Origin of the sequence: Halorubrum saccharovorum DSM 1137 (assembly GCF_000337915.1) — an archaeon.
Taxonomy (GTDB): Archaea; Halobacteriota; Halobacteria; order Halobacteriales; family Haloferacaceae; genus Halorubrum; species Halorubrum saccharovorum.
This window is the reverse complement of the sequence record NZ_AOJE01000011.1, coordinates 154,705-169,814: the sequence shown is the minus strand read 5'-3', so window position 1 is coordinate 169,814 and position 15,110 is coordinate 154,705. Positions and strand designations below refer to the sequence as shown.

Here is a 15,110-nt window from a genome sequence, read left to right as displayed (position 1 = left end):
AGGCGATGCCGGCGTCGTCGCGTCGATGATCGCTGTTACCGGCCAGAGCGCCGGATTTCGCGTCGAGGGCGCGACGGCGCGGAACTGCGGTCGTGTATCGATAAGCGCTATATCAATTTGGCGTCCGGCAGTTGATCGTCGCCCGGTATGGGGCGAACCCGTGGAGCGGTCGGATTCGGGGACGCGGGCAGGTTTGGTCGTCCATTTTTTGTCCGGGCGGTCGCACGTCCGACGATGACCCACCATATTCCGAAGGGGGTGAGCCTCGACACCCTCCTGCAGATCGTCGCCGGTTGGTCCGCTGTCGGCGCGGCGGCCGAACCGAAGTACACCTCGACCGTCGAGGACGCGACGGACATCGCCGACGCGGTCGGGCGACAGACCCGCTTCCTCGAAGAGCTCGGGCTGCTCGAACCGGAGGGGCAGCAACACCGCCTCACGGATCGCGGCCAGGCGCTGGCCGGAGCGGTCGCCGTCGAGGACGAGGTGCAGGCGCGGAAACACGCTCGCGAGGCCCTCGCGGAGTGGCCCGTGACCGATCAGGTCCGCGGAATCGTCCGCGAGAACCCCACGGCGGAGGCGGACCTGGTCCCTCTCGTTGCGGCCGTCACCGGTCAGGACCTCGACGCCGACCGAGTCCGGAGCGGGCTCACTACGCTGCTGGAGCTGTACGACTGGGCCGGTCTGCTCGACCGGGACGAGGAGGGGCGGTACCGCCTCCCGGAGACCGAGCGCGCCGGGGAAGCCGCCGCCGAGGAGGCCGACGACGTGGAGGGGTCCACAGAGGGCGAGGAGAACGCTTCCGAGAAGAACGCTTCCGAAGAGGGCAACGCGGCCGAAGAAGCGCCGAAGGGGACCGTGACGGAAGCCGAATCGGCGGCTGAGGACGCCGAGGAAACCGGTGAAGAAGCGACCGAGGAAGTCGAGGACGCGGCCGCAGAGGCCGCCGAGGAGGTGGAGGGGGCCGCCGAGGAGACCGCAGAGAGCGCCGAAACCGCTGCCGCCGAACTCGGTGAACTCCCCGAAGGGATCCTCTCCGATCTCACATCGCTCGTCGACGAGGTCGAGAGTGCAGCCGAGGAGACGAAGACGGCCGCCGAGAAGGCGGAGGTAGCGGCAGAAACAGCGCAGGAAGCGGCGATGGGGGCGGGCGACGACGAGGCGGCAGCCGCCTCGGATCACACCCGACCAGCGACCGGGCAGCATGCGCTCACGCTCGGCGTCGATCTCGACGCCGACGCCGAGAGTCTCGAAGCGCTGATCCGGGGAATTCGGCGGGGAATCGTGGTGGAGGAAGAGCAGTCGCCGACGGCGTCCGAGCGCGACTCCGAGTGACCGCCGTCCCGACGATCCCAGGGAGTCGGGCTGCCGTGCTCCTGATCCCGTCGAACCTCGACTTCGCTCGGCAGCCGCTACCGACAGAAGGCGGCCTCGGCACTCATAGGGCTCGTCATCGCTGGTGCCGAGGCAGCTCGGAGCGGTGCATCGTCATCGGCCGCTCGCGACTACTCGCCTCGTCGTCTAAAAGGGTCCGGGCGCGGAGCGGGTCAGTCCCCGCCGTGACACGACCCGGCGTACGCGTTCCACCGTCCGGTCCCGTTCGGGATCCGCCCCGTGTCCGTCGCGTCGAACGTCGCCGCGCACTGCGCGACCGCCTCGGCCGCGGTGGGCAGGTCGTCGCTCTCCTCGTCGTCGCCCGGCGCGTCGTCGGTCGACGACGCCGGTTCCGTCTCGATGCTCGTCTCGCGCGTGCTCGGACCCTCGGGACCGATCGCCGTCTCCGATTCCGAGCTCGGGTCAGCAGTGTACTACGGGTGGCACGTCTCCCCCGATGAACGCATCCTTAATAATTGTTCATGTTTGTTCGTGCGGCGCGGCGCTCCGACGTCGACCCGTCCGCCTCACTCGAACGACTCGGGCTCGATCCCGGAGAGCCGCATCGCGTTGCCGGTGACGCCGAGGCTCATCCCCATGTCGCCGACGACGACCGCGACCGCGACGCTCACCAGCCCCAGCGGGACGCCCAGCGCGAGCAGGAACTTCACGCCGAGGCTCGCCCAGACGTTCTGGCGGATGACGCCGTTGGCGGTGTGCGACAGCGCGTACAGGTACGGGAGCTTCGCCACGTCGTCGCCCATCAGCGCGATGTCGGCGGTCTCCAAGGCGGTGTCCGTCCCCGCGGCGCCCATCGCGACGCCGACCTCGGCGGTCGCCAGCGCGGGCGCGTCGTTGATCCCGTCGCCGACCATCGCCACCTCGCCGTACTCGGTCTGCAGCGACTCGACCGCCTCCACCTTCTCCTCCGGCAGCAGCTCGGCGCGGTACTCGTCGACGCCGACCTCCTCGGCGATGGCTCGCGCGGTCCCCTCGTTGTCGCCGGTCAGCATCACGACGCGCTCCACGCCGAACTCCCGGAGGCGCTCGACCGCCCGCTTCGAGTCGGGCCGCACCTCGTCGGCGACCGCGACGGCCCCGGTCAGCGCCGTCGCCGTCCCGACGAGCACCACCGTCTTTCCCTCGCGTTCCAGCGCGGCGAGGGCTCCCTCGGCGAACTCGCCGGGCTCGGCGTCGGCCGCGAAGCCGTCCTCGGCGGCCTCCTCGCCGTCGCGGCCCTCGGCGACGACCCCGCCGTCGGTCTCCGCTCGGGCCCGCGAGAGGTCGAACCCGAGCTCCTCGAACAGCGCGGGCTTCCCGGCGTAGTACGTCTCGCCGCCGATCTCGGCCCGGATCCCCTTCCCCGTCAGGCTCTCGAAGCCCGTCGGCTCGGGGAGGTCGGTCACGCCCGCGCGGTCGGCGCGGTCGAGGACCGCGGTCGCGATCGGGTGTTCGCTCCGTCGCTCCAGCGCCGCGGCCCGGCGCAGCAGCGTCGCCTCGTCGGCGTCGCCCAGCGGGAGCAGGTCGGTGACGGCGAGTTCGCCCTTCGTGAGCGTCCCGGTCTTGTCGAGCGCGACGGCGTCGACGTCGCCCATCGCTTCGAGGTGGTTGCCGCCCTTGATCAGGACGCCGTTCTTCGCCGCGCTCGTGATCCCGGAGACGACCGAGACGGGCGTCGAGATGACGAACGCGCAGGGACAGGCGATCACGAGCAGCGTGAGCCCGCGGACGAACCACGTCCCCCAGTCCGCCGCGAAGACGAACGGGTACCCCGCGAGGTCGACGGTCACCGGCTCCGCGATGACCAGCGGCGGGATCGCGGCCGTCAGGACCGCCAGCACCACCACGACCGGCGTGTAGTACCCCGCGAAGCGGTCGACGAACCGCTCGGTCTCGGTCTTCTCGGCCTGCGCGCCCTGCACCAGTTCGATGATCCGCGCGAGCGTCGAGTCGCCCGCGGTCGAGGTCACCTCGATCTCCAGGTACCCCTCCTCGTTGATCGCGCCCGCGAACGCCTCGTCGCCGGGCGCCTTGTCGACGGGGACGCTCTCGCCGGTGATCGGCGACTCGTCGACCGCGCTCTCGCCCTCGATCACGGTCCCGTCGAGCGGGACCTTCTCACCGGGGCGGACGACGACGGTCTCGCCGACCGCCACGTCGTCGGTGGGGACGGTCGATTCTTCGCCCTCTCGCCGGACGGTCGCCTCGTCCGGAGACAGCTCCATCAGCTCGCGCAGGGAGTCGCGCGCGCGGTCCATCGCGTAGTCCTCTAACAGCTCCGCGACGCTGAAGAGGACCGCGAGCGTGGCGGCCTCGACGAAGTAGCCGATCCCCGTCGCCGCGACGATCGCCGTCCCCATCAGCAGGTCGATGTCGAGGCTCCGGTTGCGCGCCGAGTAGTAGCCGCCGCGGACGACGGGGATCCCGCTGGCCGCGACGGCGCCGATGAACAGGACGTCGGCGAGTGAGAGGGGGGCGCCGAGCACGCTCGCGACGGCGGGATTTCGCCCGGTCAGGACGAACTCGAACAGGAGCCCGGCGACCACGAGCGCCGCGCCGAGCCACGTCTTCTTCGCGCGCGGCGTCGTCCAGACCTCGGCGGGGGGCGCGACGGCGACGCCGCCGGACCCCGCGTCGGCGCCGCTGGCGCCTCCGGCGTCGCCGTCCCCACCGCCGGCCGACCGCCCGCCCGTGACCTCGTAGCCGGCGCCCTCGATCGCCGCGACCACGTCGTCCTCGTCGACGGCGTCGGGGTCGTACGTCACCGTCGCCGTCCCGGCGGTCGGGTTGAGCGCGGTGTCGGTCACTCCGTCCAAGCGCCCGAGCGCGCTGTCGACCTTGCCGGCGCAGGAGGGGCAGTCCATCTCGGGGACCGCGAGGCTGGCGGTCAGCTCCCGGCGCCTACCGTCGGTATCGGAACCGCCGCCACCGTCGGCCCCGTCGGTTTCGCTTGAGCCGTCTCTCATTACGTGGAGAGTGGGCCCGTATATCGATAAGCCTTGGTTGGAATATTCCAAGTGCTGCGAGCCGAATGAGCGGGGCGACGTCGAGGCCGCCGTCTCACTCCGAGGCCGGTCCGGCGTCGACGACCCGCTCCTCGGCGACGTGCGCCTTCGCGAGGCGCTCCTCGGCCCGACGGAGCCGGTGGGTGAGCGTCGACCGCGGCACGTCGAGGTGGTCGGCGAGGTCGCCCGCGTCGACCTCGCGCGGGGACTCGTAGTATCCGTGTTCGACGGCGGCCCTGAGCGCGGCCTCCTGCTCGGGGCTGAGGCCGATGTCGCCCCCGTTCGAACCCGGCCCGTCGGTCGCGCCCGAGGCGCTCGCCGTCTTGAGCAGTTCGGTCCGGGCGGCGTCGCCGACGGCCGCTCGGAGCGCGTCGAAGAAGTCGCCCACGTCGCCCTCGCCGGAGTGGATGAGCCGCCAGGTGTAGTGGCGCCCCTCGTGGCGCGTCTCGAACAGCACGCTCTCCCCGAGGTGGTCGCGCGCGATGTGTGGCACGGACGCGCAGACGGGCGTGGGTTCCCAGTCGGTGTACAACACCAGCGCGTCGTCGGTGTGATCGAGGACGCGAGTGGTCTGGGTCGCTCCGCAGTGCTCGGTCGCGAGGCAGTCGGCGTAGTAGTCGCCGTCGAGGAACGCGGCCTCGACATCGTCGAGCGCGGCCGGGGTGCCGGCCGCGTGGTCGACGCGCCAGAGGTGGTCGTCGGTGGCGTGGACCGACAGCGACCGGACCCGGGCGCCGGGGTGGTCGGCCAGCGCGTCGGCGACCCTGTTGCGCCCCGGCTCGTACTCGAGGGCGAAGACGAGTTCGCGCATACCGGGCGGTAAGCGCTCGGCGGGTATTAACGCGCGCCTCGCTGACGACCCGGCCTATTCGAAGTCGCCGCTGACGATGTCCGCGACGCGCTGGCGGTCGAACAGCTCCTCGTCGACTCCGTACACCTGACCGGCGGCCCGCTCCGTCAACACGAGGTTCGTGATCGGTCCCTGATAGAGCGACCCCCCGCGGTAGACGTCTCCGTTCTCGACGGCGGTGAGCCGGCTCGCGACGTTGTGGTCCTCCATGAACGAGACCACCGTGTCCCGGAACTCGGCCTCGGTCTTGGCCTCGTTGCCGCGGAGCAGCAGCACGTCGGGGTCGATTTCGAGCAGCGTCTCGTAGTCGACCTGCCCGCGGTCGCTGTGGAAGTCTCGGACTCCGGTCGTGGCGAAGGCGTCCTCGACGCCCAGGTCGCGCCACTGCTTGAAGCTCGTCCCCCCGTCGATGAGGTACGGGGAGAACGCCGTGGGCTCGTCGACCGGCTGGGGCCACATGATGGCCACGGACGGTCGCTCGCCCTCCGGCGGAACGATCTCGTCGACCCGGCCGAGGAACTCCTCGTGAACCGCGTCGAACGCCTCGTAGCGCTCCCGCTCCTGAAAGACCTCGGCGAGCTTCTCGAAGGCCTCGTACAGCGAGAGGTACTCGTAGTCGTGCCACCCGTAGCCGCGTGAAAAGATGCTGTTGCCGAAGAACGGCGTTCCCGCCGACTCGATCTGGTCGATGTCCTCCTGTTCCCAGTTGCTGGTCCGACCGAGGATGAAGTTCGGATCTATCACGAACACGTCCGCGTCCTCGCCCAGTTCGAGGAAGCTCTCGACGTCCAGCTCGCTCTCCCACAGGGAGGTCATCCCGCTCTTGTCGACGCTCAGCCCCGGGATCTCGTCGTAATACTGCGTGTGGTACCGCGACGTGAGGTACACGGCCTCCGGCGGGGCCTGCCCGAGCGCGATCCCCATGTCCGCCCAGCTCCCGTTGTTGGCGACCCACGTCTCGGGGACGCCCTCGAACTCGACCGATCCGACCGGCTCCATCGTCACCGTGTACGTCTCGGGCGCGGATTCCTCCCCGGACTCGTCGTCGGTCCCGTCTCCGCCACTTCCGTCGCTCCCGCCTCCGTCGTTCCCGCCTCCGCCGCTCTCGTTTCCGGCGTCACCGTCTCCCCCACCCGTCGGGCCCGCGTCCGTGCTGTCGGTACACCCGGCGAGCAGCCCGGTGGCGGCGATCGAGCCGCCGTACGCCACGAAGTCTCGCCGAGTCGGCGCGCTTTTTCCCGCCTGTTCTCCCGTCGCGTGGTCTTCTGCCATATGTTTTAGGCCAGACTAAAACTTAATAACGACTTCGATTTTTAGGCGAGCCGAAATCCTTCGGCGTCGCGCACGTCGTGGCGGTCCCGCCTCCCGAAGCCGGTAATCCGACGCGAAAGACGATTTGATATACCGAAATATGATTCATACGTTCGCCGTCCGAACGTGTTCGGGCGCGTTTCGCGGCCGTGGGAACCCTCGAAACCGGGTTCGGTGGGTCGTGAGTACTCCGGGTATGGTCGAGAAGACTGACCGAACCGGCGGATCGGGCGGAGCGCGCTCCGTGGACGGCCGACGCTTCGAGGTGTTCGTTCGCGAGGAGGAGACGGACCCGCTCCGTCACGTCGGGACCGTCGCCGCGCCGACGCCCGACGCCGCCCACGAGGAGGCGAGCAAGCTCTTCGCGTGGTACGCCCGCGACGTGTGGGTGTGCCCCGCCGACGAGACCCACCGGTACTCCGCCGAGTCGCTCGCGGGCGACGAAGCGGGAGGGGAGGCACCCGCCGACGCCGACGAGCCACGCGTCTACAAGGAGACCGAGGGGACTCCGACCGTCTCGTGCGGCGGGGCGCCTGCGGCCGACGCGGCCGACAACGACGACGCGGAGGGGTCCCGATGATCTCCGTCAGCAAGCTCCTCTGCGGCCTCGACGCCGAGAGCGACGGGCTCCGGTACGACGCTGCCGACGGGTCGGAGAAGCCCCAGATCACGGACGACAAACAGCGGCGCCCGGTCGTCGTCTGGAACACCACGAAGCGGTGTAACCTCTACTGCGAGCACTGCTACGCCGCCGCCGATCAGGCGGGCGCGCCGAACGAGCTGTCGACCGCGGAGGGGAAGGCGCTCATCGACGACCTCGCCGAGTTCGGGGTGCCGGTGATCCTCTTCTCCGGCGGCGAACCCCTCGTCCGCGAGGACCTCCCCGAACTGGTCTCCCACGCCGCCGACGCTGGGGTCCGCCCCGTGCTCTCGACGAACGGGACCCTCTTGACTCGTGATCGCGCTCGCGAGCTGAAGGAGGCCGGCCTCAAGTACGCGGGCGTCTCGGTCGACGGGCTCCCCGAGCGCAACGACCGCATCCGGGGCGAGGAGGGCGCGTTCGACGCCGCGGTCCGCGGGATCGAGGCGTGTCTCGACGTGGGGCTCAAGACCGGGCTCCGGTACACGATCACCGAGCACAACGTCGAGGACCTGGCGGGGGTCGTCGACCTGCTCGTCGACGTGGGCGTCGACCGGTTCTGCTTCTACCACCTCGACTACGGCGGGCGCGGCGCCGACATCTCAGACGTGGACCTGAGCCCGGAGGCGACCCGGCGAGCGGTCGCCGACCTGTGTGACCTCACCCGGGAGTACCACGAGGAGGGCGAGGAGATCGAGACGCTGCTCGTCGGCAACTACGCCGACGCGGGCCACCTCGTCGAGTACGCCGACCGCGAGATGGGGACCGACCGCGCGCGGCTCATCTACCGGTACCTCGAACGCAACGGGGGCGACCCCACCGGCGAGCGCGTCGCCGACGTCGACCCCGTCGGCAACGTCCACCTCACCCAGTTCTGGCAGGGGTACTCGCCCGGAAACGTCCGAGACCGGTCGTTCGGCGCGATCTGGTCGGACGAGTCGAACCCGCTGCTCTCCGGGCTCCGGAACAGGGAGGACCGCCTCTCCGGGCGGTGCGCCGACTGTGCGTACCAGTCGATCTGCCGCGGCGGCTCGCGGCTCCGCGCGCTGGCAGCCCACGACGACCCGTTCGCTCCCGATCCGAAGTGCTACCTCACCGAGGCCGAACGCGACGGGAACGCGGCGCTGAGTCGGGTTCGGGGCGGCTCCGCGGCGGACGCGGACTGAGCTATCGGTCCGACTGCCGCCGTCGGCGGCGGTCGACGCCCGCGCCCGCGAAACTCACAGAGGAACAAGGAGGAAGCCCACGGCTTCAGCCGTGGGAGGAATCCGACTCCGCTCCTTCGATCTCGTCGAACACGTCGGTGACGAGCTTCGCCTGGGCGGTCCGGAGCCGCTGTGAGAGCGCGGACTTGCTAATCCCTAGCTCGGCGGCCAGCTCGCCGAGCCCCACGTCGCGGTCGCCGTCGAAGTAGCCGCGGACCACCGCGAGTTCGAGCCCCTCCCGCTGTTTCGGCGTGAGCGCGGAGAGGTCGAAGGTCACCTGCTCGGTCGCCTCCGGGCCCTCGACGACCGCGAGCCGGACCAGCCGGACGTGATCGAGGACCTCCCTGAGCTCCCCGACCACGTCGCGGACCGTGTCCCGGTCGTCGACGTAGGCGGTCACGAGCATCGTCCCGTCCTCGACGCGCCGGACATGCGGGACGCACCCGAACCCCTGGAAGATCCGACAGAGGCAGTCGTCGGAGACCTCACCGCGAGCGCGGACCAACCCGTCGCCGTCGGCCGGCTGCACGTCGACGGTGCACTCGTGACCCACCGCGTTGACGGCCACGTCGCTCGCGTCGGGGACCTCGGAGACGATGGGGCAGTCCCAGTCGTCGCTCGGATCGATGTCGAGGTCGACGCGGAGCCGGCGTCCGTCCCCTGCGGCTTCGGCCATGGACCTGCTTGTCCGGCCGGCGGCTTAGACGCTCGGCGGATCCTCAGTGCCCGAGAACGCGCCGTTTATGTGCCGCGCCGCGGTGGAGGAAGACGACGTGCGCGAGACAGCACGCGGAGCCTTCGAACTGGCACGCCCGGGCAACTGCGTCGCCGCCGCGGTCCTCACGGCGACCGGCGCGTTCGTCGCCGGTACCGGCGACGCGCTCGCCCCGGCGGCGATCGCCGCGGTCACCACCGCGTTCGCGGTCGCCGCCGGCAACGCGATCAACGACTACTTCGACCGCGAGATCGACGCCATCAACCAACCGGACCGTCCGATTCCGCGGGGTGCGGTCTCGCCGCGGGGCGCGCTCGGGATCTCCGGCGTCTGGTTCGCGGCCGCCGTCGCGCTCGCGCTGGCCCTTCCGCTGCTGGCGCTCGCCATCGCCGCGGTCAACCTCGTCGCCCTCGTCACCTACACGACCGTCTTCAAGGGGACGCCGGGGCTCGGCAACGCCCTCGTCTCGTATCTCGTGGGCTCGACGTTCCTGTTCGGCGGCGCCGCCGTCGGGCGGCCTCGGGCGGTCGTCGTCCTGGCGCTGCTCGCGGCGCTCTCGACGTTCGCCCGCGAGGTGATCAAAGACGTCGAGGACGTGGTCGGCGACCGGGAGGAGGGGCTCCGGACGCTCCCCGTCGCGATCGGCGAGCGCCGGTCCCTGTGGATCGCGACCGGCTCGCTCGTCGTCGCCGTCGCCGCCAGCCCGCTCCCGTACCTCTCCGGGACGTTCGGCGGCGCCTACCTCCTCCTCGTCGCGGTCGCCGACGCGGTCATGCTGTACGCCTGCTACGAGGCGTTCGCCGACCCGGCGGCGGCACAGCGGCGGTTCAAATACGGGACGTTCCTCGCGGCGGTCGCGTTCGTCGCCGGTCGCGCTGCGCTGCTTGTTTAAAAATGCGATCCGTCCGGTCGCGATCGGTTACGCCGTCGCTCGTCGGACGGAACCACTGAAAAATCCGGGAACCGAAACCCGCGAACCGCTCGACGACGGACAGTTAGGTGACGGTCACGCGACGTTGAAGCCCTTATCGCGGAGGAAGTCCTCCACGCGACCCGAGTGGTTCCCCTGCAGTTCGATGGCGCCGTCCTCGACGGTGCCACCGCAGGCGAACTTGGACTTGAGATCCGACGAGAGGGAGCTCATGTCCACGTCTTTCGGGTCGAATCCTTCGATGACCGTTACCTCCTTACCGTACCTGCGCTCGTCGATGCGGATGCTGATCTGCTGGGACTCTTTCGCGACGTCCTCGCAGACGCAGAGTTCCTGGGGCAGTCCGCACGTCGAGCAGACTTCCGACATTACGACCGAAACTACAGGATGCCCGTATTAAATAGTGTCGGGAGTGCGAGCGCCGTGCACGGCGAGCGCGGTCGCCCCCCGCCCGGGACCGCTTCACTCCCCGTCGAACAGCCGACCGATCACGGGCGTCCGCTCCAGCGCGAGCCGGCGGACCGTCCGCCGCGCCTCGTCCGCCTCCGCGCGCGTCACGGACCCGGCGTACGCCGCTCGCTCGTACGTCTCGCCGACCGTCCGCGCGCGCTCGTCGCCGTCGCGGAGCGGGAGGTCGTCGAGGTACGCCCGCGGCGTCTCTCCGGGCCGCCGCTCGCGGTAGCGCCGCGCCAGCAGCCGCTCCAGGTCCGCGAACGCCCGCTTCGCGTCCTCGGCGGGCTCGTCGCGGCCCCAGGGCACCCGAATCCGGACGGCGCGGCGCGCGCGCGCCGCGAGGCCGAACCGGCGGGCGCCGGCGACGCCGACGATCACGACGAACAGCCAGTACGCGACCGCCTCCCGCGACGGAAGCGGGAACCCGCCGTCGCCCCCGCTGGCGCCCGGATCGGCGCCGCCGGCGGGCGTCCCGTTCCGGATGAGTCGCTCCTGTGAGAACCCGCCTTGGGCGGGCAAGCTGTCGGTCCCGGTGGCGTCGCCCGCCCCGTCGCCGGCGGTCCCGTTGCTCTCGTTCGTCTCCGAGAGCGGTTCGTCTTCCGACCCGGAGGTCGTGCCGGATTCCGGGGCGGGCGTCGGCTCGCCGTTCGGCTCCGCCCCCTCGGCGTCGACGTCCGCATCGCCGCTCTCGCGAGCCTCGGCGAGGCGCTCGCTCCGGGCCTCCTCGCGCTCGCTCGGCGGGGTCGGGTCGAACTCGACCCAGCCGTGCCCCGGGAAGTACGCCTTCACCCACGCGTGGGCGTCCTGTCCCCGGACGACGTATCGGTCCTCGCCGACCCGCTCGCCCTCGGAGTAGCCGGTCGCGAACTGCGCCGGGATCCCCTGCGAACGCAGCATCGCGACCATCGTCGTCGCGAAGTAGGTGCAGTAGCCGGCGTCCATCTCGAAGAGGAACGCGTCGGCCACGTCGCCCTCGGGCTTCTCGACGGCGAGCGAGTAGTCGTACTCCTCGATCAGGTACCGCTCGATCGCGGCGGCCTGATCGTAGGGGTTCTCGGCGTCCGCCGCCTCGACGATCGCCTCGGTGCGCTCGCCGACGCGGTCGGGCGTGCTCTCCGGGAGCTGGGTGTACCGCTCCTCGATCGCGGGGTCGTACTCCGCGCTGGCGTTCCGGAGCGCCGCGGGCTCCGCGTCGAGCACCCGACTCTCGACGGTCGTCGTCTCGCCGGGACGCAGCGCGGCGCCGAGCCGGAGCGCTCCGCGCTCGTCGACCTGCGCGGTCGAGGCGCCCGAGCCGCGCACGTCCACGGCCTGCCACGGCGCGGGCAGCGCCGTCGACTTCACCTGCGGGGTGACGGTGACGTTCGCCGTCGTCGTCTCGCCCGGCGGGCCGTCGAGCGATCCCTCCAGCGTCGACCGTTCGCCGGACCGCACCCAGCCGTCGCCGGTGTAGGTGTCGTAGGCGGCGACGTGCCAGTTCGACTCGACCGGGCTCTCGATCTCGTACCGCACCTCGGGCGACAGCCGCGTCTGTCCGACCACCTCCACCTCGTCGCCGGCGCCGAGCGACGACTCCAGCGTCTGGCCGCGGTCGGCCGTCCACGGCTGCGCCGCGCCCGCCGGCAGCACGGTGACCGTCGCGCTCACGAGGACCATCGCCGCCAGCACGGCGGCGAACTGGTCGCCGTGGCTCCGTAGCGCGTCGAGCGTTGACAGCGTCGAGAGCCCGGCGGCGAGCGCGGCGCCGACGACGCCGATCAGCGCGGCCAGCCCCCCGGCGTCGCCGGTGCACACGAGGAATCCGAGCGCGCCGCCGGCGACCGCAGTGGCCCCGGCGTGTCGCCCTCGGCCGGCGAGGTACGCGACGAGGAACGTCGGCACCGGCGCGACCGCCAGCACCCACACGTCCGCGAGCGCGAGTCGGAGGATCGAGAGCCCGGTCAGAAGCGACACCACGTCGAGCGCGACGCTCTCGACCGAGAAGAGCGCCCGCCGGCTCGCGGGGACCGCGAAGTAGTAGCCGGCGAGCCCCGCGGCGAAGAGGACCGCGGTCAGCCGGACGGCGGTGCGCTCGGCGACGACGCGCGAGAGGACCGCGCCGGCGACTCCCGCGACCGCGACGGCCGCGGCGGTCCGCGCCGTCCCGCCGACCACGTTAGTCGCCTCGAAGAACACGCCGAGGTACGCCGCGGTGACGAGCGCGACGCCGACGATCGCGGGATCCGCGAACCCGCTCCAGTCGTCGGCGGGGGCGTCGGCCTCCTCGCGGCCGAGGTCCGGTGGCTCCCCCGACGCTCGGTGGCGATTGGCGGTAGTTCGTCGCCGCCCGTTTCCGGGCGTTCGTCCGCTCATCGCCCGCCCGCCTCCGGTTCGGGGCGAGCCGGGAGCTCCGCGTCCGCCGGTTCTTCGCCCTCGCCCGCGGACGCCCGGAGGTCGTCGACGGCGACGGTTCGCCCCCCGGTCCGATATCGAGCGCCGTCGGCGTCGGCGATCACCTCCACGTCGGCGTCGTCGACGGCGACCGCGCCGGGACCGGTCACCGCGGCCAGTTCGAGCGCGGCGCGTCGCCCCTGTGGGCCCGGGAGGACCGACACGCTCCCCGCCGGCAGCGTCAGATCGACGGGGACCCCGTCGTCGAGCAAGGCGAGCGCGAGGCTGGCGGCCGCGCTCGCGAGGGCGTCGGCCCCCTCACGCTCGCCGGCCGTCCCGCCCGCGATCGACACCCGTCCGCGCCGCGTCTCGGCGGCGAACTCCTTGACCACGATCTCGTCGCGCTTCGCGGTCGTCGGCCAGTGTACGTCCCGGAGGGCGTCGCCGCGCGCGTACTCCCGCAACCGGTCGAACTCCTCGCGCTGCCGGCTCACGCCGACCGCGTCGTCGGCGTACAGCGCCCGCCGGAACCGCGCCGGGATCGGGTGGCAGGTCGGATACGCGATCACCGCGTCCGTGTCGTCGACGACCACCTCGCGGTCGAAGAGCCCGAACACGTCCGTCGCGGTCACTCTGGTCGGCCCCAGCCTGCGCTCTCCCCGCCGCAGGTACCGGACCCGATACGTCACCGAGCCCCCTCCGATCGACGCGCGGATCGGCGCCTCCGGGCCCTCCAGCCCGTCGTCCGTGTCGTCGTCGATCGCCGCCAGAAAGGTCCCGGACGCCCCCGCGGTCGCGGGTCGGAGCTCGAGACGGACCTCGGCGCGCTCGCCGACGAACCCGTCCGCCGGCGGGACCCGCCGCACCTCGGGGTCCTCGACCCGCGCCAACTGAACGTAGCCGGCGGCGAGCGCGACGATCCCCGGGAGGACGACCGCGTCGAGCGCGCGTCCGCCCGCCGCCAGCCCCAGCAGGCCGCCGAGCACGCAGACCGCGCCGACGACGCGGCCGCGCCGGGTGAGGGTCGCCTTCGGCATCGGCTCACTCCACGGGGACCCGGTCGAGGGCGTCGGCGACGATCTCGGCGCCGTCGGCGCCGCCCGAGTCGGACCGGATCCGGTGAGCGAACACCGTCGGCGCCTCGGCCTGTACGTCGTCCGGGATCACGTAGCCGCGACCGTCGAGCGCGGCGCGCGCCTGCGAGGCCCGCAACAGCGCGAGGCTCCCGCGCGGGCTGACGCCGAGGCGGGCGTTCCGTCGGGTGTGGACCGCCAGCCGCGCCACGTACCGGCGCAGCTCCTCGGTCGCCTCGATCGCGCCAACCGCGGTCCGGGCGCGCCGAACGTCCTCGATCGTCGCGACAGGCTCGACCGACTCGACGGGGTGGTCGCCGGCCATCCGCCCGATGATCTCGGCCTCCTCGTCGGTGTCGGGGTAGCCGAGCCGGATCTTCTTGGTGAACCGGTCGACCTCGGCGACCGGCAGGTCGTACGTCTGCCCGGGCTCCACGTCGTTCTGGGTCGCGATCACGCAGAACGGGTTCGGGAGCTCGCGGGTCACCCCGTCGGTCGTCACCTGCCGCTCCTCCATCGCCTCGAGGAGCGCCGACTGCGTCTTCGGGGGCGCGCGGTTGATCTCGTCGCCGAGCACCACGTTCGCGAACACCGGCCCCGGCTGGAACTCGAACTCGTCGGTGCGCTGGTCGAACACGTTGACGCCCGTCACGTCGGAGGGGAGGAGATCGGGGGTGAACTGCACGCGCTTGAACGAGCCGTCGACCGAGCGCGCGACCGCCTTCGCGAGGGTCGTCTTCCCGACGCCGGGCACGTCCTCGACGAGGAGGTGGCCGCGGGCGAGCAGGGTGACGACGACGTGCTCGACCGCCTCCCGCTTCCCGACGATCACCTCCTCCACGTTGTCGGCGACGCGCTCGGCGAGTTCGGCGACCGCCGCGGGCTCCATCGCGGGCCCCTCGGCGGCGTCCGGGGCGTCCGCCGCCGAGGCGACCGTCCCAGAGTCGCCGTCCGCGTCGGGCTCGCCGACGCCCGCCCCGAGCGGGCCGGATTCCCCCGGATCAGTCATGGCGTCGCCCGTCGTCACGGACCGCGGTCCGCGGTCCACGTGTGGCGACCCGGTCCGGGCGGGCGCCCACCTCCGCGGCGGTGACGGGTCGGCGCGCGCCGTCCCGCCGGGGGTCGACCGTGCGAGTAGTACCCACAGTCATCGACATAGCTCGGATTAGGGTGGAAGCGGCAT

12 protein-coding genes are annotated in these 15,110 nt (G+C 71.8%); 4 read left to right on the top strand and 8 right to left on the bottom strand.

From position 1 onward, the window contains the following. Positions 1–234 precede the first annotated feature (234 nt). Entirely contained in the window at positions 235–1,335 is a 1,101-nt protein-coding gene (locus C471_RS03995; protein ID WP_004046740.1) for a hypothetical protein, read from the top strand. 566 nt (positions 1,336–1,901) lie between these two features. Here C471_RS03995 and C471_RS03990 read toward each other — a convergent pair. From C471_RS03990 to C471_RS03980, 3 genes are all read right to left on the bottom strand, one after another. Further along, positions 1,902–4,340: a heavy metal translocating P-type ATPase gene (locus tag C471_RS03990; RefSeq protein WP_004046739.1), complete on the bottom strand. Its 2,439-nt coding sequence runs from the start codon at positions 4,338–4,340 to the stop codon at positions 1,902–1,904. Positions 4,341–4,434: 94 nt separating this feature from the next. Next, positions 4,435–5,190 carry a helix-turn-helix domain-containing protein gene (locus C471_RS03985; RefSeq protein ID WP_004046738.1) on the bottom strand — a complete coding sequence of 252 codons (756 nt, stop codon included), beginning with the start codon at positions 5,188–5,190 and terminating at the stop codon, positions 4,435–4,437. A 54-nt stretch (positions 5,191–5,244) separates the two neighbouring features. Further along, positions 5,245–6,501, bottom strand: coding sequence for an ABC transporter substrate-binding protein (locus C471_RS03980; RefSeq protein WP_004046737.1), 1,257 nt, complete (start codon positions 6,499–6,501; stop codon positions 5,245–5,247). A 235-nt stretch (positions 6,502–6,736) separates the two neighbouring features. On the opposite strand from C471_RS03980, the gene C471_RS03975 reads away from it, so the two are divergent. Continuing rightward, entirely contained in the window at positions 6,737–7,120 is a 384-nt protein-coding gene (locus tag C471_RS03975) for an Htur_1727 family rSAM-partnered candidate RiPP (RefSeq protein ID WP_004046736.1), read from the top strand. Further along, a complete protein-coding gene (locus C471_RS03970) occupies positions 7,117–8,346 on the top strand; it encodes a TIGR04347 family pseudo-SAM/SPASM protein (protein WP_004046735.1) in 1,230 nt (409 codons plus the stop codon). The genes C471_RS03975 and C471_RS03970 overlap by 4 nt, the downstream gene beginning before the upstream one ends. A gap of 85 nt (positions 8,347–8,431) precedes the next feature. Here C471_RS03970 and C471_RS03965 read toward each other — a convergent pair whose 3' ends face one another. Beyond that, positions 8,432–9,061 (bottom strand): helix-turn-helix domain-containing protein, encoded by a 630-nt coding sequence (locus C471_RS03965; protein ID WP_004046734.1) that lies wholly within the window; start codon positions 9,059–9,061, stop codon positions 8,432–8,434. Positions 9,062–9,128: 67 nt separating this feature from the next. On the opposite strand from C471_RS03965, the gene C471_RS03960 reads away from it, so the two are divergent. Then, positions 9,129–9,992 carry a geranylgeranylglycerol-phosphate geranylgeranyltransferase gene (locus C471_RS03960; protein ID WP_004046733.1) on the top strand — a complete coding sequence of 288 codons (864 nt, stop codon included), beginning with the start codon at positions 9,129–9,131 and terminating at the stop codon, positions 9,990–9,992. A gap of 114 nt (positions 9,993–10,106) precedes the next feature. Here the strand turns inward: C471_RS03960 and yciH are convergent, their stop codons facing one another. From yciH to C471_RS03940, 4 genes are all read right to left on the bottom strand, one after another. Continuing rightward, entirely contained in the window at positions 10,107–10,400 is a 294-nt protein-coding gene (yciH, locus tag C471_RS03955; RefSeq protein ID WP_004046732.1) for a stress response translation initiation inhibitor YciH, read from the bottom strand. A 93-nt stretch (positions 10,401–10,493) separates the two neighbouring features. Continuing rightward, positions 10,494–12,836, bottom strand: coding sequence for a transglutaminase domain-containing protein (locus tag C471_RS03950; protein ID WP_004046731.1), 2,343 nt, complete (start codon positions 12,834–12,836; stop codon positions 10,494–10,496). Next, entirely contained in the window at positions 12,833–13,891 is a 1,059-nt protein-coding gene (locus tag C471_RS03945; RefSeq protein WP_004046730.1) for a DUF58 domain-containing protein, read from the bottom strand. Before C471_RS03945 ends, C471_RS03950 begins: the two co-directional genes overlap by 4 nt. Positions 13,892–13,895: 4 nt before the next feature. Further along, complete coding sequence (locus tag C471_RS03940) at positions 13,896–14,936, bottom strand: AAA family ATPase (RefSeq protein ID WP_049908953.1); 1,041 nt, start codon at positions 14,934–14,936, stop codon at positions 13,896–13,898. Positions 14,937–15,110: the final 174 nt, after the last annotated feature.